This window comes from Franconibacter sp. IITDAS19, assembly GCF_023079515.1.
Classification (GTDB): domain Bacteria; phylum Pseudomonadota; class Gammaproteobacteria; order Enterobacterales; family Enterobacteriaceae; genus Franconibacter; species Franconibacter pulveris.
This window is the reverse complement of sequence record NZ_JALJCP010000001.1, coordinates 229,155-248,894: the sequence shown is the minus strand read 5'-3', so window position 1 is coordinate 248,894 and position 19,740 is coordinate 229,155. Positions and strand designations below refer to the sequence as shown.

The following is a 19,740-nucleotide window of genomic DNA, read 5'->3' as shown; positions in this document are numbered from 1 at the left end:
TTCCCCCTCCCCTGACGGCGAGGGGGAATAACTCAGAGGATGCCAATCGGCCAATGGTGGCCAATGTAGTAGAGGATCCCGGCGGAGATAACCCCGGCGACAATATCATCCACCATGATCCCCATGCCGCCGTGCACGTTACGATCGAACCAGCGGATCGGCCACGGCTTCCACATATCCAGAATGCGGAAAATAACAAACCCCGCGGCGACCCATTGCCAGTCGCCAGTGGGCAGCGCCATCAGCGTTATCCACATGCCGATAAATTCATCCCAGACGATAGCGCCATGATCGTGCACGCCCATATCTCTGGCGGTCTGATGACACAGATAAACGCCAAGGCTAATGCCTAGCATTATTACCAGCGAGTAAAGCTGCCAGGGTAAAAAGGTCATCAGATACCAGAACGGGATAGCGGCAAGCGACCCCATGGTGCCGGGCACCCAGGGACTTAGCCCACTGCCGAATCCCGTCGCCAGCAGATGCCAGGGATTACTGAGTTTCAGGCGGCTTTTCGCCACATCCTTAAGCGGTTTTGAAGTGGTCATAGCCTTTCCAGTTTAGTGTTACCGGCTCGCCGTCGCGCACAAACTGCATGCCTTCCGAAGGCGGCATGACCTGGCCGATACAGGTAAACGGCACGCCCAGATGACCGAGCGCCACATCCAGCGCGCCGCGGTTAAGCTCCGGTACGGTGAAACAGAGTTCATAATCTTCGCCGCCGGAAAGCGCCCAGCGCTGCGCCTGTTCGAGCGTCGTCACGCTGCGCAGCTGTTCCGATAACGGCAGATCGTTGAGTTCTACGCGGGCGCCGCAATCGCTCGCCTTAAGGATATGACCGAGATCAGAGATAAGCCCGTCAGAGAGATCGATAGCGGCGCTGGCGCGATCGCGTAGCGCCTGGCCCTGCAGCACGCGCGGCGTCGGCCGCAGGTGACGCTGCACCAGGTAATCAGCGCATTGCGCATCGGAAACCTGAAGCTGCTTTTGTAAAATCGCCAGCCCGGCGGCGCTGTCGCCCGGCGTGCCGGTCACATAAATCCAGTCGCCCGGACGCGCGCCGGCGCGCTTAAGCGCGCGACCCACCGGCACCAGGCCGTGAATGCCAAGCGTCATGGAGAGCGGGCCGCGGGTCGTGTCGCCGCCAATCAGCTGCATTTCGTAATAGCTCAATTGCTCAAACAGGCTATCGCTGAATGCCGCAAGCCAGGCCTCGTCCACTTCCGGCAAGGTCAACGCGAGCGTCAGCCACGCGGGCGTCGCGCCCATGGCGGCCAGATCGCTTAAGTTCACCGCCAGCGCTTTATAGCCCAGATCGCGCGGATCGATATCCGGCAAAAAATGGATGCCCGAAACCAGCGTATCGGTGCTTATCGCCAGCGTCTGTTTTTCCGGCACGTTCAGCAGCGCGCAATCGTCGCCAATACCGGTTTCCACATCCAGGCGGGCCGTTCTGACGCGATCAAAGTAGCGAGCAATCAATGAAAATTCGCCGCAAGCCATACGTTATGCCTCAGCAGGAAAAGAAGAAAGGGCCGGAAAACCGGCCCTGAGATTACTTTTTGTGGGGGCGGATCTGCGGGGCGGCTTTATCGAGAACGCCGTTGACGAACTTGTGGCTGTCTTCAGCGCCGAAGGTTTTCGCCAGTTCGATCGCTTCGTTGATGGCGACTTTGTAGGGCACATCATCACGTTTAGAGAGTTCGAACAGGGCGATACGCAGCACCGCTTTCTCGACCTGGCCCAGCTCTTCGAGCTGACGGGACAGGTAAGGCTTCATCAGCCCATCGAGATATGCGCTGTTGGTCGCCACCCCGGAGAGCAGTTCGCGGAAATACATGACGTCCACATCTTTTACGTCCTGTTCCGCCAGGAACTGGTATTCAACATCAGCGATGTCGTTCTGGGACAACTGCCAGGAGTAGAGCGCCTGGACGGCACACTCACGGGCGCGGCGACGAGCAGCAGGTTTCACGGAATTCCCCTTACAAAATTCAGGCTTGGATAGCTTTCAGGACATTAATCATTTCAAGCGCGGTCAGCGCCGCTTCGGCGCCTTTGTTGCCGGCTTTGGTGCCAGCGCGTTCGATGGCTTGTTCAATACTTTCAGTGGTGAGTACGCCAAAGGCTACCGGGATTTCGCTCTCCTGGGCTACGTGAGCCAGGCCATTGCTGGCGCCGCCTGCCACATATTCAAAGTGGGCGGTGCCGCCGCGAATCACCGTACCGAGCGCGATAACCGCGTCGTATTTACCGGTTTTTGCCAGCGCCTGCGCCGCGAGCGGCAGTTCATATGCGCCTGGCACCCAAACCACGGTGATATTTTCATCTTTTACCTGGCCGATGCGCTTGAGCGCATCGACAGCGCCTTCAAGCAGGCTGTCGTTGATGAAGTTGTTAAAACGCGCGATGGTGATGGCGACGCGAGCGTCCGGGGCAGCAACGGTAGCTTCAATAATGTTCATACTCTTACCTTAGGGTTATGTAGCCCCCGCAGGGGGGCGGATTCTATCATAATCTTTGCAGCACTGCTTACGTTTTACCGCACCGGTTTCACGCAGGCGTTAAATGCAGACAGATATCAGGGCCAACGGGACGTATCTCGTTGAATGCAAACTGCGGCGCATCGGCAAGCCGCTCAAGGCCCGGCAGTTGAAAAAGACCGCGCGCATTATCGCCCAGCAGCGTCGGCGCGAGGTAGACGATAAGCTCATCCACCAGCCCCGCCTGCAGCAGCGCGCCCGCAAGCTGCGCGCCAGCTTCCACCCAGACGCTGTTAATCTGCCGCTTGCCAAGCTGCATCATCAGCAACACCAGGTCGAGGCGGCCGTTATGCTCCGGCACAATCAGCTGTTCGACGCTCTGCGGCCATAGCGCGTCATCCGCCCGGGTGCGCGCAAGCCAGGTTTCTCCCGGCTGCTGCACAACGCGATGCTGCGGCGTAACGCGGTTATGGCTGTCGATAATCACGCGCAGCGGCTGGCGAAGATTCTCCTGAGGATAAAGCGCCTGCGTATCCGCGCCGAGCTCTTCCCGGCGCACCGTCAGCGCCGGGTCGTCCGCCAGCACCGTTGCGCTGGTGGAGAGAATGGCGTGGCTCTGCGCGCGCAGACGCTGTACGTCGCGGCGCGCTTGCGGTGAGGTTATCCACTGGCTTTCGCCGTTCGCCATCGCCGTGCGGCCGTCGAGCGACGCGCCAAGCTTCAACTGAATATAAGGAAAGCCGGTGCGCATGCGTTTAAGAAAACCTTTATTAAGCCGCTCGGCTTCACTCATCATCAGCCCGTGGCTGACTTCGACGCCCGCCTGTTGCAAGCGATAAAGGCCGCGCCCCGCGACCTGCGGATTCGGGTCCTGCATCGCCGCGACGACACGGGTTACTCCCGCCGCAATCAGCGCTTCGCAGCAGGGCGGCGTGCGCCCATGATGACTGCAGGGCTCAAGCGTGACGTACGCCGTCGCGCCTAGCGCTTTCTCCCCAGCCATCCGTAATGCATGCACTTCCGCATGCGGCTCGCCCGCCCGCAGGTGAAACCCCTCGCCGACGATGTCGCCATCCTTAACAATGACACAACCGACGTTAGGGTTAGGATGCGTGGTAAAGCGTCCGCGGCTCGCAAGCTTAAGCGCGCGCGCCATGTAAATTTCATCGGACATGCGTTAATCCTGTAAGCGGGCGATCTCTTCGCCAAATTCGCGGATATCTTCGAAGCTGCGGTAGACCGAGGCGAAGCGGATATAAGCCACCTTATCGAGCTTTTTCAGCTGGTCCATCACCAGGTTGCCGATCATTTTGCTGGGCACTTCGCGCTCGCCGGTGGCGCGCAGGTGCGATTTGATATGGTTGATAGCCATTTCCACGTCATCAGAGCTGACCGGACGCTTCTCCAGCGCCTTCTGCATGCCGCTGCGCAGCTTGTCTTCATTGAAAGGCTCGCGCACGTCATTGCTTTTTACCACGCGCGGCATAACCAGCTCCGCCACTTCAAAGGTGGTGAAGCGCTCGTGGCAGACCAGGCACTGGCGGCGGCGGCGAACCGAGGAACCTTCGCCTACCAGGCGGGAATCAATGACTTTGGTGTCCACAGCGAGACAAAATGGGCAATGCATAGCGCTTCCTGAAAGACAAAGTTAACTTCCCGTAGTTTACCCTGAACTGCCGGGACTACAAAGGCGCAACGTTTTGAGAATAAATCGCTATGGCAACAAGGGTAGCCCGTTCTACGCTTAGCAGAGGCTATTTTTAAGGAATTTCTACTATGACAAGACGTTACCTGAAGCTGTTAACCGCCGCCAGCGTGCTGGTGTTAAGCGCCTGCGCCCCGCAAAGCGAGGTGCGCCAGATGCACCAGAGCGTGAGCACGCTAAACAGCGAAATGACGCAGCTGAAAAAAGAGACTGTGAAAATCACCCAGCAAAACGCACTTAATGCGAAATCCGCCAGCGGCGTTTATTTGCTGCCGGGCGCCAATACCCCGGCGCGGCTCAACAGCCAGCTTGGCATGCTGCGCATGTCAGTAAGCAACATTAGCGCCACCGCGAATGGCACGCAGGCCACGCTGAATATTCATGGCGAATCAAACACGGCGCTGCCCTCTTTTACCGGCACCGTTGAATGGGGACAACTGCAGGGCACGACCGAAAATTACCAGGAAGTGAACGTGCAGAACCAGCAGTTCAGCGCCCCGGCGAGCCAGCTTGCGCCGAGCGATATCGCCATTCCGCTGACGCTCCATGGTATTACGCCGGAACAGCTGGGTTTCTTGCGTATCCACGATATTCAGCCGCTTTTGCAGGATTAACGCACTCACAGGCCGGCAGAGAAACCGGCCTTGCGTTTTGTTACAAAGCACAGCACAGAAAGCTTATCCCCCGCCTTGCCTTTTTCGCACAAATTTCATTCAACCGTCATCCTTTGATGCCGTTTTGTTTGGCTTGGAAAACCAAAGCCACTAGAATCGCGACGTTCAATGTACGCAAACGTGAACGCAATCGATTACGCACATGAGAAGAATGTGAAACAACACATATTTTTGTGAGCGAGGATTTCTATAATAGGGGCCTCATCCAGACGGTAACGGTTGTTCGCGAATTACCGGGTGCGTTTTACTCTTCCCGCTTACGGGATTTCCTTAAAACAGTGGCATAATTATGAAAAAAATTATTCTGGCTGCCGGTGCTGCGCTGGCGCTTTCCGCTTCTTTCGCTGCAAACGCTGATGATACCAGCAACAGCGAGTTCGTTTCTGACTGGTGGCACCAGAGCGTTAACGTTGTAGGGAGCTATCACACCCGCTTCGGACCGACTATCCGCAACGATACCTATCTGGAATACGAAGCCTTCGCTAAGAAAGACTGGTTTGATTTCTATGGTTACCTGGACGCTCCGGTGTTCTTCGGCGGCAACACCGACGCTAAAGGTATCTGGAACCATGGCTCCCCGCTGTTTATGGAAATCGAACCGCGTTTTTCTATCGACAAGCTGACCGGCACCAGCCTGGCGTTCGGTCCGTTTAAAGAGTGGTATTTCGCGAACAACTATATCTATGACATGGGTCGCAACGAGTCGGGCCGCCAGAGCACCTGGTATATGGGTCTGGGTACCGATATCGACACGGGCCTGCCGATGAGCCTCTCTCTGAACGTCTACGCTAAATACCAGTGGCAGAACTACGGGGCGGCAAACCAGAACGAGTGGGACGGTTACCGTTTCAAAGTGAAATACTTTGTGCCGATCACCCAGCTGTGGGGCGGCAACCTGAGCTATATCGGCTTCACCAACTTTGACTGGGGTTCAGACCTCGGCGATGAATCCGGCTATGCCCTGAACGGCGTGAAGTCGCGCACTAACGACTCCATCGCCTCCAGCCATATTCTGGCGCTGAACTATGACCACTGGCACTACTCGGTAGTGGCGCGTTACTGGCACAACGGCGGTCAGTGGAATGACGACGCTGAACTGGCCTTTACCCGCTACAACACCCGCACTACCGGCTGGGGTGGTTACCTGGTGGTCGGTTACAACTTCTGATTTGCCAACGCCAGCCGTTATCCAGCGGCTGGCTTTCTATTCCCTCTCCTTTTCCCGCTTTTCCCGCTTCTGCCGTCGTAAAAAGTCCTGTAGCGATAAATCCGCGCGCGGCGAAAACGTCCTGCCCGCAAGGCTTATGTCACTGCAGCGATCAAGCCGAAAGCAGCGGTAACCCTCACGGGTTTCGCACCAGCTCACCATGACCCAATGCTCGCCCCAGAAAGACAAACCGAGCGGATATATATTTCGCTGCGTCGCTCTCCCCTGCTCGTCCTGATAGCGGATATGTAAAACCTGAAGGCTATTGATAGCTTCATGGCAGACGTCAAACCAGCGGCGGACCTGGGGATAACGGTCAAAATCCGGGGCCAGAATGCGGCTTCGTTCGGCGATGAGGCGCCGCTCGGGTGAGAGCACGGCAAGCAGCTTTTCATGAGCCGACTCCGCCGCCTGGGCCATCGCATTTCCGCTCCAGGTTTGCACCATTCTCAGCGCGGCGATCGTCGCTTCCACCTCCCCGGGCGTCAGCATTAACGGCGGCAGGTCGAAACCGGCAAGCAGGCTGTAACCGCTCCCCGCCTCGCCCCGTACCGGCACGCCGGAAAGCGAAAGGTCCTGGATATCGCGATAAATAGTGCGCTCTGAAACCGCTAACCGCTCGGCCAGCAGCCGCGCGGTGACGTGTCGTTTTCCACGTAAAATCTGCACTATCTGAAAAAGCCGGTCAGCTCGTCTGCTCATGGAACGCCTTTTGTTGAAGCCCTGCCCGGTATGCAGACAGGGCTGGCGAGTATATCAGCCGTCAGGCAGGCTGATGCAACCCAACGCGGTTGCCTTCGCTGTCGATAATCATCGCTATCGTGCCGATATTATGCGGCAGCGCCTGTGGGGGCATACAGCAACGACCGCCCGCCTCCTGCGCTTTCTCAAGCGCCGCCTGAAGGTCAGGCGTGTGCAGATAAACCACCGTGCCCTGGTCGCCGGGCGTAAGCCCCGCCATTTTTACCAGCGCGCCCCCGGTTGCAGGCTTAACGTGCGGAAAAACAGCCATGTCGATACCGGCTATCGTTTCGCATCTGAAAGCAGCATCGAACAGCTTTTCGTAAAAGGCGATAGCGCGGTTTAAATCCTCTACAGGAATTTCAAACCAGTTGATTGGGTTATTCATTGCGTTGTTCCTCTGTTGATTAGCGACAAGGCAAGCGTAACCCCCTGCTCCTGACAGCATCCTGTCAGGAGCCTTTTTGCAGACGAAAAAAAACCGCGAAACAGGTTCGCGGTTTTTTCAGTTTCCTGACCTTACGGCAGGATTGAGGGCTGGTCCGCCCCCTCTTTCTCGACCTTCTGCTGCAGCAGGTGTTCACGTTTCATACCCAGCTTCAGCGCCAGCGCAGAAGCCACGTAGATAGACGACGCGGTACCGATGGAAACACCGATAAGCATTGTCAGCGAGAAGCCCTGCAGCATCGCGCCGCCGAAGAGGTAGAGCATCAGGATCACCACAAGCGTCGTGCCGGAGGTGATTAAGGTCCTGTGCAGCGTCTGGGTCAACGACACGTTAAAGATTTCATAAGGCGTTCCGCGGCGGATCTTGCGGAAGTTCTCACGAATACGGTCTGAAACCACGATGCTGTCGTTCAGCGAGTAACCGATGACCGACATCAGCGATGCGATGATGGTCAGGTCAATCTCAATATGGAAGAGCGACAGCACGCCCATGGTGATCACCACGTCGTGCGCCAGCGCGATAACCACGCCCGCCGCCAGACGCCATTCGAAGCGAAAGCCGACGTAAACGAGGATGGAGATCAGCGCCACCAGCAGGGCCATCGCCCCCGCCTGGGCGAGGTCGGCACCGACGCTCGGGCCGACAAACTCGATACGTTTCACCGCGGCGTTCTGGCTGGTGGCGTCATTAATGACGCTCACCACTTTGCTGCCGAGCTCCTGGCCCCCGGTTTCGCCCTGGGCAGGCGGCATGCGCACCATAATGTCGCGGCTGCTGCCGAAGTTCTGCAGCAGCGGCTCTTCAAAGCCCGCTTTCTCCAGCGCTTCACGCATCAAATCCATATCCGCCGGTTTTTCCAGCGAAATTTCAATGACTGTACCGCCGGTGAAATCCAGCCCCCAGTTAAAGCCGCGCACGCCCATGATGATGATGGAAGCGACGAGCAGCAGACCAGAGATGGCGAAGGCCCAGTAGTCCCAGCGCATAAAGTCATAGACTTTACGGCCGTGGTTCAATTGTTCAACGGTATATTCCTGTGCCACAACGCACTCCTCAGATAGACAGCTTGTTGATGCGTTTGCCGCCGTACAACAGGTTTACGATGGCACGGGTGCCGACGATGGCAGTAAACATAGAGGTCGCCACGCCGATGCCGGTAGTAATGGCGAAGCCTTTAATCGCGCCGGTACCCACCGCATACAGGATGATAACCTTGATGAGCGTCGTCACGTTCGCATCAAAAATCGAGCTGAACGCGCCGCGGTAACCTTCATCGATCGCCTGCTGCACCGTACGCCCGTTCTTGAGCTCTTCTTTGATACGCTCGTTGATAAGCACGTTGGCGTCCACCGCCACCGCAAGGGTTAACACAATGCCCGCAATACCCGGCATGGTCAGCGTCGCCCCCGGCAGCAGCGACATAATGCCGACAATCAGCACCAGGTTGGCAATCAGCGCGGTAGTCGCGATAAGACCAAACTTCTTATAGAAGAAGACCATGAAGATAATGGAGACAGCAAGACCGGCGAGGCATGCTTCCAGACCCTGCTTGATGTTTTCCATACCAAGGGTTGGGCCGATGGTGCGCTCTTCAACAATCTGAATCGGCGCAATCAGCGCGCCCGCACGCAGCAGCAGCGAAAGCTGACGCGCTTCGTTCGGGTTATTGATGCCTGTGATGCGGAAGCTGTTGCCAAGACGCGACTGAATATTCGCGACGTTGATAACCTCTTCCTGCTTCACCAGCACCGCGCGGCCATTAGCGTCTTTCTTACCGCTGTCCTTGTACTCCACAAACAGGGTCGCCATCGGCTTGCCGATGTTGTCCTTGGTGAAGTTAGACATGATGTTGCCGCCCGCACTGTCCAGCGAAATGTTAACCTGCGGCTGGTTATATTCATCAGTGCTGGAAGTGGAGTCGGTAATATGGTCGCCGGTCAGGATAACGCGCTTATAAAGTACAACCGGCTGGCCTTCACGCGTCTGTTTCACTTCCGAATCACCCGGCACGCGGCCGGACGCGGCGGCGGCCTGATCAACGTTAGTGTTTACCAGACGGAACTCAAGCGTGGCGGTCGCGCCCAGAATCTCTTTAGCGCGCGCGGTGTCCTGAATACCTGGCAGCTCAACCACGATGCGGTCTGCGCCCTGGCGCTGCACCAGCGGTTCAGCAACGCCGAGCTGGTTTACGCGGTTACGCAGGATGTTGATATTCTGCTGCACCGCATATTCACGGGCTTCTTTCAGGCGAGCGTCGGTCATCACCGCGCGCAGGCTGTTGTCGCCCTGGTTGGAGATAACCAGATCGCGGTGGCGGCCTGTCAGGTAAGTGACCGCGTTATCACGCGCCGACGCGTCGCGAAAGGCGATGGTCACGCCATAGTTATCCGCTTTGCGAACGTTGGTATACGCAATGCCTTTTTCGCGCAGGTCACTGCGCAGGCCATCGATATTCTGCTCCTGAAGCTTGCCGAGAGCGGTGTCCATATCCACTTCCATCAGGAAGTGAACGCCGCCGCGCAGGTCAAGACCCAGCTTCATCGGTTCAGCGTTGAGCGCCGTCAGCCAGCGAGGGGTTGCAGGGGCGAGGTTCAGCGCGACGACATAGTTGTCGCCCAGCACGCCCATCAGCGCTTCGCGGGCGCGCAGCTGCGTGTCGGTGGAGTCAAAACGGGCGAGAATAGCGCCCTCTTCCAGTGCCACAGACCTGGCGGTAATTTTTTCTTCTTTTAAGGTGTTCTGGACCTGGATCAGCGTTTGCTCACTGGCGGCGACGCCGCGCGCGCCAGTGATCTGAACAGCCGGATCCTCACCATACAGGTTGGGAAGTGCGTAAAGCAGGCCGACGAGAATCACGACGACCAGCATGATGTACTTCCACAAAGGATAACGGTTTAACACGGCAGTTCCCTTTGGGAAAACGAAAGATTACAGCGCCTTCATGGTGCCTTTCGGCAGGACGGCTGCGACGAAGTCACGTTTGATAACCACTTCGGTGGTGTCGTTCAGCGCGATAGCAATGTAGCCGTTTTCAGCCACTTTGGTCACGCGGCCCACCAGGCCACCGTTGGTCAGCACTTCATCGCCTTTCGCGATGGAGTCCATCAGCTTTTTATGCTCTTTGGTGCGCTTCTGCTGCGGGCGCAGGATCATGAAATAGAAGATCAGACCAAAAACCACCAGCATCAGGATCAGTGACATCGGGCTGCCCTGCGACGGAGCATCAGTCGCCGCTACCGCATCAGAAATAAAAAAGCTCATTAAAATTCCCTCATTATTAAATTAATCAACGTTCAACGGAGGCACCGGCCGCCCCTGACGTTGGTAGAAGTCCGCTACGAAGTGCTCTAATTTACCCTCTTCAATAGCCTTGCGTAAACCAGCCATTACGCGCTGGTAATAGCGCAGGTTATGAATGGTATTCAGGCGCGCGCCCAATATTTCGTTGCAACGATCGAGATGATGCAAGTAGGCGCGTGAATAATTGCGACAGGTATAGCAATCACACTCTTCATCAAGCGGCGCCGTGTCGCTTTTGTACTTCGCGTTACGGATTTTTACCACGCCGGTGGTGACGAAAAGATGGCCGTTGCGGGCGTTGCGCGTCGGCATAACGCAGTCGAACATATCGATGCCGCGACGCACCCCTTCGACCAGATCTTCCGGTTTGCCCACGCCCATCAGGTATCGTGGCTTGTCCGCCGGGATCTGCGGGCAGACATGCTCCAGAATGCGGTGCATATCTTCCTTCGGTTCGCCGACCGCCAGGCCGCCGACAGCGTAGCCATCAAAGCCTATTTCCACCAGACCCTTAACGGAGATATCGCGTAAATCTTCGTAAACGCTGCCCTGAATAATGCCGAACAGCGCGTTTTTGTTGCCGAGCGAGTCAAAACGGTCGCGGCTGCGTTTTGCCCAGCGCAGCGACATCTCCATTGAGCGTTTAGCGTAATCCCAGTCCGCCGGGTAAGGCGTGCACTCGTCGAAGATCATGACGATGTCGGAGCCGAGATCGTACTGGATCTCCATCGACTTTTCCGGGTCAAGGAAGATAGCGTCGCCGTTGATCGGGTTGCGAAAGTGAACGCCCGCTTCGGTGATTTTACGAATATCGCCCAGGCTGAAAACCTGGAAGCCGCCGGAGTCGGTCAGGATCGGGCCTTTCCACTGCATAAAATCGTGCAGGTCGCCGTGCAGCTTCATAATTTCCTGACCCGGGCGCAGCCACAGGTGGAAAGTGTTGCCAAGGATAATCTGCGCGCCGGTGGCTTCCACCTCTTCCGGCGTCATCCCTTTTACGGTGCCGTAGGTACCAACGGGCATAAAGGCCGGCGTTTCCACCACGCCGCGATCGAAAATCAGACGGCCGCGGCGCGCGCGCCCGTCAGTGGTTTGCAGTTCGTACTTCACATTTCCTCCAGCATCAGAGAAACAGTCTGATGAGTAAACAAGCGCCGCAGAGAGATTCTGCGGCGCGGTATGCTGTATAAATTTATCGCCGCCAGCCCGACAAACGGCTGCGCATCGGCCTTTCCCGCAAGGTTATTCGCCGGGGCGTTCGTTTACGGCCTGCGGATTATGCGTGATAAACATCGCGTCGCCGTAGCTGAAAAAGCGATATTCCGCTTTTACCGCCTCTTTATAGGCGCGCATGGTGTGCTGATAACCGGCAAAAGCGGAAACGAGCATGATAAGCGTCGATTCCGGCAGGTGGAAGTTGGTGACCAGCGCATCAACGACTTTCCACTGGTAGCCCGGATAAATAAAGATCTGCGTGTCGCCGAAGAAGGGTTCGATAAGGCTGTTTTTCGCCGCCTGCGCCGCGCTTTCCAGCGAGCGCACAGAGGTCGTGCCCACGGCCACCACGTTGTTGCCGCGCGCTTTCGCGGCCAGCACCGCATCCACCACATCCTGCGGCACTTCGGCATATTCAGAGTGCATGATGTGATCTTCAATGCTGTCCACGCGCACCGGCTGGAAGGTGCCTGCGCCTACGTGCAGCGTCACAAACGCCATTTCGATGCCTTTTTCACGCAGCGCGGCAAGCAGAGGCTCATCAAAATGCAGGCCCGCCGTCGGCGCCGCGACCGCGCCAGGCTTCTGGCTGTAGACGGTCTGATAAAGCTCGCGGTCCGCCTCTTCGTCCGGGCGCTCGATGTAAGGCGGCAGCGGCATATGGCCGATGGCGTTAAGAATATCCAGCACCGGGCGTTCGTCGTTAAACTTCACTTCGAACAGCGCGTCGTGGCGCGCCACCATGGTAGCCTGTACGCTTTCATCATCGCCCAGCAGCAGCTCAGCGCCCGGCTTCGGCGCTTTCGACGCGCGAATGTGCGCCAGCACGCGGGTTTCATCCAGCATGCGCTCTACCAGCAGTTCGATTTTGCCGCCGCTGGCTTTACGGCCATACAGGCGCGCCGGGATAACGCGGGTGTTGTTGAACACCAGCAGGTCGCCAGGCTTGAGCTTATCGAGCAGATCGGTGAAAGTGCCATGCGTGAGCTGCCCCGTTGGTCCGTCCAGCGAGAGCAGACGGCAGGCGCTGCGTTGCGGTTGAGGATAATGAGCAATCAGGGATTCAGGCAGTTCAAAGGAGAAATCAGCTACGCGCATGGCAAGAAACTCAGACGTAAAAAACAAGCGGCTTAGTCTAGTGCCGGGGCGCTTTCCCTGCAACCAGTAAGCCGCTTTATGGCCCATTTCGGAAAAGAGAATTATGAATTTCCTTGCACACCTCCACCTTGCCCACCTTGCTGAAAGCTCGCTGCTTGGCAACCTGATGGCGGATTTTGTCCGCGGCAATCCCCATGACGAGTGGTCTGGCGAGGTGGCGGCGGGCATCCAGATGCACCGTCGCGTTGACGTGATGACCGATAACCTGCCGGAAGTGCGCGAGGCGCGAGAATGGTTTCGTCCACAAACGCGCCGCGTGGCGCCCATCACGCTTGACGTGATGTGGGACCATTTTCTTTCGCGCCACTGGGAGACGCTCTCCCCGGCGCTGCCGCTTGGCGATTTTGTCGCGCTCTCGCGCGAGCAAATCGTTCCGGCGCTGCCCTCTACTCCGCCCCGCTTTGTGAATCTCAATAACTTTCTGTGGTCGGAGCGCTGGCTTGAGCGCTACAGCGAAATGGATTACATCGCAGGCGTGCTCGACAGAATGGCTATCCGCCGCCCGCGCCTCGCCGCGCTGGGCGACTCCTGGCACGACCTGGACGCCCACTACGACGCGCTTGAAGCGAAATTCTGGCAGTTCTACCCGCGCATGATGGCGATGGCGCAGGAGAAAACGCTCTGAGTCAGGCCGCTTTCCCTGCGTTGACCTCCCGCCACAGCCGCCAGGCGAGCAGCAGCAGCCCGGCGGCGCCCGCCACCAGCACGCCCCAGATAAGCCAGGTTTGCAGCTGGTTGCGCTGCGCAGCCGGGTCTTTCGCCGTCAGGCGCGCCTCGCCGCCCAGTTCAACCTGCTTACCGGCCTGAGCGTAAGGCAGCGCGTCCAGGCTCGCCGCCTTATTTGCCTTTGCAGGTATGAGCGCCTGCAATGCCAGCGTCTGGGGCGTCGCCGCGCCGTTGCCCCAGGCAAGCAGGAACGGGCCGTTCCCCTGGGCGTTAAAGATAAGGGTCTTTTCATCGCGCTCGCCGGTCACCTCTACAAGCGTGTCTCCCAGGCGCTGGTTGATTGCCTTCACGCGAACGGCTGCAATCGGTTCGCCCTGAAGGGGCACAGACACGGCAGGACTATCCGGAAGACGATAAATCACGGTGCGGGCCAGCGGTCGCCACGGCGCTTTCTCATCGCTGCGGTACTCAATTTCCACCGGCATGACGGCATTCTCCTGCGCCGGGCGCAGCGTCAACGCATCCAGCGGCTGCGGCCGCGCCCAGCGATAGACCGCCGTGTCCTCCGCGTTTTTTTCGCCTTGCGCCGGTAAAGCGATACGCGCCGGTTGCAGGTGCGCAGTCTGCCATTCTCCGCTGACGGCGGTGAAATCGAGCGGTGCGCTGGCGTTTTTTACAATCACCAGCAGGTACCTGGCGCCGGAAAGCGCCAGACCTGCGTCAAAGTCCAGCTTATCGAGCAACAGCCGGTTATCGCCGGAGGTCAGGTCCATCAGCGGCGCATCGCTTATCTCCGGCTGCCAGTGGCGCAGCCCTTCGCTGCTGTAGATATCGACGCGCGCCTGCCAGCCCTCGCGCTGGCGCGGCCAGCTAAAGCGCAGTTGCTTCAGTGAGCTCCCGGCTTCGCCTTCCCCCAGCGGGATAAGCCAGGTACCGCTCAGCGTTTCATCGCGTTGGCTGGCGAGGCGGATCTCCACGCCCTCTGGCGTTTTCAGCAGCACGGCGCGGTTACCCTCTTCATCCTTTTGCTGTAATGGCTGCGATTCAAGCTTATACAACGTCAGCGGCGCCGTCTGCGGCGCTGGTGCAGGCGGGACGGTGGTTTCCAGCGCAAAAGGCAGGCTCTCCCCTTGCTGATTAAAGACCCGGATGTCGCGCAGATCCGCCCAGGCGCTTTGTTGATAGACCGCCTCAGGCAGCGGAATTTGGTACCAGGGAGAGCCGCCTTGCGCGCTTAGCTCCACGCCGCGCAGATAATCCTGCGGGCTTTCCGGCGCGTTTTGCCCGTAGCAGACGGCGGAAAACGCCGCCATCGCGCCAATTACGCCTGCGTATAACCTTTTCATTGCGCATCTCCTTGATCCGCAGAAACCGGCTGCGCCGCTTTGGGCGGCAGCGGAGAAAAATAGCCGACGATGAGCACCAGCACCGCCACGCCAATAAAAGCCACGGCGCGCGCCAGTCCGCCGCCGCCCGCGCTGTCCACCAGCATGAGTTTCACGATGACCACGCCCAGCAGCCCGGCTCCGCAAAACCAGCTCTGGCGCGCGCGACGCCGGGTAGCGCGCACCATCAGCAGCAGCGCGAGCAGCATCCACAGCAAGGCGAAAGTGGTCTGCACCAGCCTTGATCCCCAGAGCGTCTCCATCTGCCAGGGAATGGCGTCAGCCCAGGCGAGGGTCCGCAACACCACGCCATTCCCCCACCAGAAAAGCAGCGCCGGTAAAACCAGCGGCGTCCATGAGGCCGTCTGGCGCAGCCGCGCGGCCCACCAGTGCGAGAGCAGCCGCCACCATACCGCCAGCGCCAGCAGCCCGAACCCGGCGCCGAGCTCAAGCGGGTTGATAAGCGGCAGGTAACGCCACGTCGTCATCACGCCATCCATCAGGTTGGCGGTTATCAGCAACAGCAGCAGGCCGGGCGCCAGCGGTAATAAACCGGGCCCGCAGTAAAGCGCAGGCCAGCGGGCGAAGGGCCACCACTGACGACGAATCGCCTGATTCACCAGCAGCACGATAAGCGCGCTGAACGCCAGTACGATACCGGCTCGCCACTCCTCGCTACCCCAGGGCAGGCTTTGCGTAAAGCGCCAGATCTCCGCGCCGAACGCCAGCAGCACTAACCAGAAAAACGTAAGGTGCAGCCCCTGTTGAAGCCTGACGGAGAGCGCGGCGGCGTCTTTTCTCAGCAGCCATAACGCCGAGGGGAGCGCCAGACACCAGACGAGGCTCGGCCAGCCCGCCCGCAACAGCGTGCCATCAAGCAGCAATTGACAGGCAAGCGTCGCCGCCATGCCCGGCCACAGCAGCCAGACGGCGAGTGAAAGATCGGGCCAGCGGAACCGAAGCGCGCTGAATCGCCATAGCCAGACGGAGAGCGTCAGCAGCGCCAGCATGCAGGCGACGCCGGCGCCCGGCGCGTTAAACGGCCAGCGCGCCAGTTGCAGCAGCGCCGTCAGCCAGAAAAACAGGCCGCCGCCAAGCAGCGTCCGGCTGAGAATGCGCAGCGGCTCTCGCCACAGCCAGCCGCCCGCCAACCAGCAGAGCGCCAGCACGGCGCTGATAAACGAGGCGTTCAACACCCCCAGACCGTTGCTCCAGGCGTAAACGCCGCTCGCCGCCGCCAGCACCAGCAGCGCGCTGCCGCTGTAGCTCATGCGACGCTGCCCCTGCTGCATTCCAAACCACAACAGCCCCAGCCCTTCCAGCGCCCAGGCCATCGCCGTCCAGCGCGCTGAAAGCGCGAGCGGGATAGCTAACGTAACAAACGCGCCGCCCAGCGCCAGCCCACCGAGCGCCAGCATTCTGCCCTGGTCGGGATAGCGGCGCAGCGCTATTCTTGCGAGCAATAAATAGACCAGCCCATAGCCGAGCGCCGAAAAGGCGGGGCCATAAGCCCAGTGGCGCGTAATGGCATACTGCATGCCAAAGCCCACCAGCGGCGGAACGAACAGCAACACGCCGTCGATAATCTTTTGCTGTTTTTGCGCGCGCAGCGACAGCGCCACGCACAGCACGCCGAAAAGCAGAATATTGGCTATCAGGAAGAGCTGGCAACTCAGCCAGTCGCCGGGCTGCCAGGCCCGCATTCCCCACAGACCGGCGACCCCGAAGGTAAACAGCAGCCCCAGCAGGTTAAGCTCCCGCCAGTGCTGCCAGAAGCTTATCGCCGCAATACCAAGCGACAAAAGCAGATAGAAAGAGAAGAGCGCGATATGGCTCCCGCCGCCGCTTGAGAGCAGCAGCGGCGCAAGATAGCCGCCAAGGCTTGCCAGCATCGCGAGGCTCAACGCGCGCTGCAGCACCGCGAGCGCCACGCTCGCCGCGCAGACGACAAGCATCAGGCCAAAGGCGAGCGGCATCGGCAGCATCTGCCAGAGCCGGAAAGCGCCAAAGAGCGTAATATAGAGCGCGCCCACCGCGCCGCCCTGCAAGATCAACCCATACAACGGCGCTTTGCGACGCAGCCGCCAGCCGAACGCCAGCAACGCCAGCGCGGCGACGCCCGCGCCCGCCACGCGCAGCTCCAGCGGCAGCAGGTCGCGCTCGACGCCATAGCGCAGCAAAAAAGAGAGACCAAGGAAGAGCAAAATAACGCCAATTTTGGCGAGCGGATTGCCCTGCATAAACCAGCGCAGCAGACTGGAGAGAAGGCCGCCCGCCGCCCGGCCGGAAGCCTCTTCCTGCGGGCTCGCGCCGCGGCGCGGGAAGGCTTTACGCAGGTTTTCTGTTGCCTCTTGCCGTACAACGCGAACCGCCCGCGACCAGACCGGGGATGCCGACTCACTGGCTGCCGCCGGTTCGGGTGCGGGTTCAGGTACAGAGGTCAAAGCAGGCGACGGCGCAGTCTGCGGTGCATCCGCCGTTTCGACGGTGACAGAGACGTGGCCCGCGGTTTCGCCTGCGGCGGCAGGCGGCACGGCGGCAAGCCGCGCTTCCAGCTCCTCAACCCGCGCGCGCAGGCGAGCAAGCTCAAATTCGTTACGCCCGCTTTTGTTGAGCGCCATGATGGCAAGCGTCGGCACAACCACGACGCAAAAAAGCCCAAGCAGTGCGGCAAAAACAAAAATCTCATCCATTGATTTCAGACCCTGCGGCGAAAGTGCGGCTACTTTCCCATATCTGAGCAAAAAGCGGTATTCCTTTACCGCTTTCCCCCTAAGGCTAGTAGTCGGAGCGCAACACCGCCGCCGTGTTTGCTGCAAGCCGTAAAGACAGCCCGGCTATTTCCCCCGCTCCTTCCAGCCGTTGCCATTCACAACCCGCCAGCAGTGGCTCGTCAAAAAGCGCCACCTCGCAAGCCTCGCCGCGGTTTATCGCCACCAGCACCCGTTCGCGCTGATAAACGCGGACAAAGACAATGACATCCCCTTCGGCATAAAGCACCTGGCAGCCTCCGGCGCGCAGGGCCTGGCTGCGGCGGCGCAGTGTCGCCATACGCTGATAAAGCGCCAGCAGTTCGCCGTCCTGCTGCTTTTTATCCCACGGGAAAGGCTTGCGGCAGAAAGGATCGTGGCCGCCATCCAGCCCTATTTCGTCGCCATAATAAATGCACGGCACCCCCGGCCAGGCGAACAGCCACACCACGCCAAGCGGCAAACGCGCGACATACTCTCCCAGCCGCGTTTTAAAACGCGGCGTATCATGGCTGTCGAGCTGATTAAACATGCGCAACTGCTGCTGGTGAGAAAGCCCGGCGCGGTACTGGTTCATCCAGGCGACGCAGTCGGCGGCGTCGAGCTGCTGCGGCTCATCTGAGTTATCTACGCACGCCAGGAAACTCCACACCGGAATAGAGAAGCCCCGGTAGTTCATCGCCGCGTCTTCGGCATCATTTTGCAGCCACTGGCGGGCATCGCCGAAGTGCTCGCCCACGATATAGGCTTGCGAATTAACGGCTTTCGCCGCCTGGGAAATGCCCGCCACATGGATAAGATTGTTTTTCGCCCCGCCTTCTTCGCCAATCATATGCGCCACGTCCAGCCGCCAGCCATCCATGCGCCACGGCTCGCTTAGCCAGTGCTTCACAATGCTGTTCTCGCCTTCGTAAATTTCGTCCACCAGCCCTGCGGAGCGGAAGTCGAGCTTGGGCAGGCTTGAGAAACCCAGCCAGTCGAGCGCCTGGCCCTCCGGCGAGAAGCTGTACCAGTCGCGCCAGGGCGACTGCGGATTGTGGCTGGCGCCTTTTGCGTGCGTTTTATGGCGGTCAAACCACGGGTGCGTTTCGCCGCTGTGGTTGAAGACGCCGTCGAGAATCAGCTTCATGCCTGCTTCAAGGGTGTTTTTGCGCAGGCGCAGCAGCGCTTCGTCGCCGCCAAACTGCGGGTCAACGTGGCGATAGTCATGGGTATCGTACTTATGCACGCTCGGCGCGCTGAAGATGGGGTTGAGGTAAAGCGCGGTGACGCCGAGCTTTTTCAGGTAGGGCAGCTTTTCGCTGATGCCGTCGAGGTCGCCGCCGTAAAAGGTAGAGCCGCCCTCCTCCTGAGTGACCGGGTCATCCCAGTCGCGCAGCGTAATATCCCGTTTTGCCGCGTGGTAATAATAGACATTGTCCTGACCTGGCTTGCGCGGTTCGCTGCGGGCGAAACGGTCCGGGAAAATTTGGTAAAAGATTTGATCCTGCACCCAGTGCGGCCCGTCGTCAGGCTTGTCGACGGCGAACATCTCAAGCCTTGCGGGCGGATAAGCGCTAAAGCCCAGCGGAGAAAACCAGCGCTGCCTCGCTTTCCAGAGCAGCTTAAAAGCGTAGCGGCGACGCGGCTGCCCCTCGCTCAGGTCGATGGCGGCGCGCCAGGCGCTCACCCCTTTCGCAGGAGAAGCGCGTTGACGCTTCATCTCAACCGCGGTCTCTTCGTTGTCTCTTTCATAACGCATCATGACCTTTTCCGGCAGGTCGTCGCCCGCCAGCCAAAGGGTGATATACAGCCGCGCTTTACGCTCCTGAAGGAATGGCGCAACCGGCAGGTGCCAGGCTTTCAACATTCTACTGCTCCCCGTGTCAGAAAATGCGCTCACCATGCCACACCCGCTTCGCAAAACACTCCTCACCGGCAGTGATTTTGCCGGAGGAGACGGGAGGCGGAGCCAACTTTCGAAGCGTAGAGCCAAAACAACATCCCCGCCAGGCGGCGGGGATGGAGG

19 protein-coding genes are annotated in these 19,740 nt (G+C 59.2%); 3 read left to right on the top strand and 16 right to left on the bottom strand.

Going from position 1 to position 19,740, the window contains the following annotated elements; genetic code table 11:
• Positions 1-32: 32 nt before the first annotated feature.
• From pgpA to nrdR, 6 genes are all read right to left on the bottom strand, one after another.
• On the bottom strand, positions 33-548 hold the full coding sequence (pgpA, locus tag MT962_RS01320; RefSeq protein ID WP_024557456.1) for a phosphatidylglycerophosphatase A: 516 nt from the start codon (positions 546-548) through the stop codon (positions 33-35).
• Positions 526-1,503, bottom strand: coding sequence for a thiamine-phosphate kinase (gene thiL / locus MT962_RS01315; RefSeq protein ID WP_024557457.1), 978 nt, complete (start codon positions 1,501-1,503; stop codon positions 526-528). Before thiL ends, pgpA begins: the two co-directional genes overlap by 23 nt.
• A 52-nt stretch (positions 1,504-1,555) precedes the next feature.
• Positions 1,556-1,975 carry a transcription antitermination factor NusB gene (gene nusB / locus MT962_RS01310; RefSeq protein WP_024552992.1) on the bottom strand — a complete coding sequence of 140 codons (420 nt, stop codon included), beginning with the start codon at positions 1,973-1,975 and terminating at the stop codon, positions 1,556-1,558.
• Positions 1,976-1,994: 19 nt separating this feature from the next.
• Positions 1,995-2,465 (bottom strand): 6,7-dimethyl-8-ribityllumazine synthase, encoded by a 471-nt coding sequence (gene ribE / locus MT962_RS01305; protein WP_024557458.1) that lies wholly within the window; start codon positions 2,463-2,465, stop codon positions 1,995-1,997.
• A gap of 88 nt (positions 2,466-2,553) precedes the next feature.
• Positions 2,554-3,657, bottom strand: coding sequence for a bifunctional diaminohydroxyphosphoribosylaminopyrimidine deaminase/5-amino-6-(5-phosphoribosylamino)uracil reductase RibD (ribD, locus tag MT962_RS01300; protein WP_247364236.1), 1,104 nt, complete (start codon positions 3,655-3,657; stop codon positions 2,554-2,556).
• 3 nt (positions 3,658-3,660) lie between these two features.
• Positions 3,661-4,110, bottom strand: a complete 450-nt coding sequence (nrdR, locus tag MT962_RS01295; protein WP_024552995.1) for a transcriptional regulator NrdR — start codon at positions 4,108-4,110, stop codon at positions 3,661-3,663.
• 149 nt (positions 4,111-4,259) lie between these two features.
• Between nrdR and MT962_RS01290 the strand changes: the two genes are divergently transcribed.
• A complete protein-coding gene (locus tag MT962_RS01290) occupies positions 4,260-4,802 on the top strand; it encodes a DUF3251 domain-containing protein (protein WP_024557460.1) in 543 nt (180 codons plus the stop codon).
• A gap of 349 nt (positions 4,803-5,151) precedes the next feature.
• Positions 5,152-6,030 (top strand): nucleoside-specific channel-forming protein Tsx, encoded by an 879-nt coding sequence (locus MT962_RS01285; RefSeq protein ID WP_247364233.1) that lies wholly within the window; start codon positions 5,152-5,154, stop codon positions 6,028-6,030.
• Between the two features lie 36 nt (positions 6,031-6,066).
• Here MT962_RS01285 and MT962_RS01280 read toward each other — a convergent pair whose 3' ends face one another.
• The 7 genes from MT962_RS01280 to queA all read right to left on the bottom strand — a co-directional run bounded on the left by MT962_RS01280 (position 6,067) and on the right by queA (position 12,871).
• Positions 6,067-6,771, bottom strand: coding sequence for a YafY family protein (locus tag MT962_RS01280; RefSeq protein ID WP_247364231.1), 705 nt, complete (start codon positions 6,769-6,771; stop codon positions 6,067-6,069).
• Positions 6,772-6,832: 61 nt separating this feature from the next.
• On the bottom strand, positions 6,833-7,198 hold the full coding sequence (locus tag MT962_RS01275; protein WP_247364229.1) for a VOC family protein: 366 nt from the start codon (positions 7,196-7,198) through the stop codon (positions 6,833-6,835).
• Between the two features lie 131 nt (positions 7,199-7,329).
• On the bottom strand, positions 7,330-8,301 hold the full coding sequence (secF, locus tag MT962_RS01270) for a protein translocase subunit SecF (protein WP_024557464.1): 972 nt from the start codon (positions 8,299-8,301) through the stop codon (positions 7,330-7,332).
• 10 nt (positions 8,302-8,311) lie between these two features.
• The gene (gene secD, locus MT962_RS01265; protein ID WP_071788474.1) at positions 8,312-10,159 is read right to left on the bottom strand and encodes a protein translocase subunit SecD; all 1,848 of its coding nucleotides are present in this window, start codon (positions 10,157-10,159) and stop codon (positions 8,312-8,314) included.
• 27 nt (positions 10,160-10,186) lie between these two features.
• Positions 10,187-10,519, bottom strand: coding sequence for a preprotein translocase subunit YajC (gene yajC / locus MT962_RS01260; protein ID WP_247364227.1), 333 nt, complete (start codon positions 10,517-10,519; stop codon positions 10,187-10,189).
• Positions 10,520-10,540: 21 nt separating this feature from the next.
• Positions 10,541-11,668 (bottom strand): tRNA guanosine(34) transglycosylase Tgt, encoded by a 1,128-nt coding sequence (tgt, locus tag MT962_RS01255; protein WP_024553001.1) that lies wholly within the window; start codon positions 11,666-11,668, stop codon positions 10,541-10,543.
• 132 nt (positions 11,669-11,800) lie between these two features.
• On the bottom strand, positions 11,801-12,871 hold the full coding sequence (gene queA, locus MT962_RS01250; RefSeq protein WP_024557467.1) for a tRNA preQ1(34) S-adenosylmethionine ribosyltransferase-isomerase QueA: 1,071 nt from the start codon (positions 12,869-12,871) through the stop codon (positions 11,801-11,803).
• A 103-nt stretch (positions 12,872-12,974) separates the two neighbouring features.
• Here queA and acpH point away from each other — a divergent pair, with 103 nt between their 5' ends.
• On the top strand, positions 12,975-13,556 hold the full coding sequence (acpH, locus tag MT962_RS01245) for an ACP phosphodiesterase (RefSeq protein ID WP_024557468.1): 582 nt from the start codon (positions 12,975-12,977) through the stop codon (positions 13,554-13,556).
• A gap of 1 nt (position 13,557) precedes the next feature.
• Here the strand turns inward: acpH and MT962_RS01240 are convergent, their stop codons facing one another.
• From MT962_RS01240 to malZ, 3 genes are all read right to left on the bottom strand, one after another.
• Positions 13,558-14,943, bottom strand: a complete 1,386-nt coding sequence (locus MT962_RS01240; RefSeq protein ID WP_247364221.1) for a DUF3999 family protein — start codon at positions 14,941-14,943, stop codon at positions 13,558-13,560.
• The gene (locus tag MT962_RS01235) at positions 14,940-17,675 is read right to left on the bottom strand and encodes a DUF2339 domain-containing protein (RefSeq protein ID WP_247364220.1); all 2,736 of its coding nucleotides are present in this window, start codon (positions 17,673-17,675) and stop codon (positions 14,940-14,942) included. The genes MT962_RS01240 and MT962_RS01235 overlap by 4 nt, the downstream gene beginning before the upstream one ends.
• Before the next feature lie 85 nt (positions 17,676-17,760).
• Positions 17,761-19,581 carry a maltodextrin glucosidase gene (malZ, locus tag MT962_RS01230; RefSeq protein WP_247364219.1) on the bottom strand — a complete coding sequence of 607 codons (1,821 nt, stop codon included), beginning with the start codon at positions 19,579-19,581 and terminating at the stop codon, positions 17,761-17,763.
• Positions 19,582-19,740: the final 159 nt, after the last annotated feature.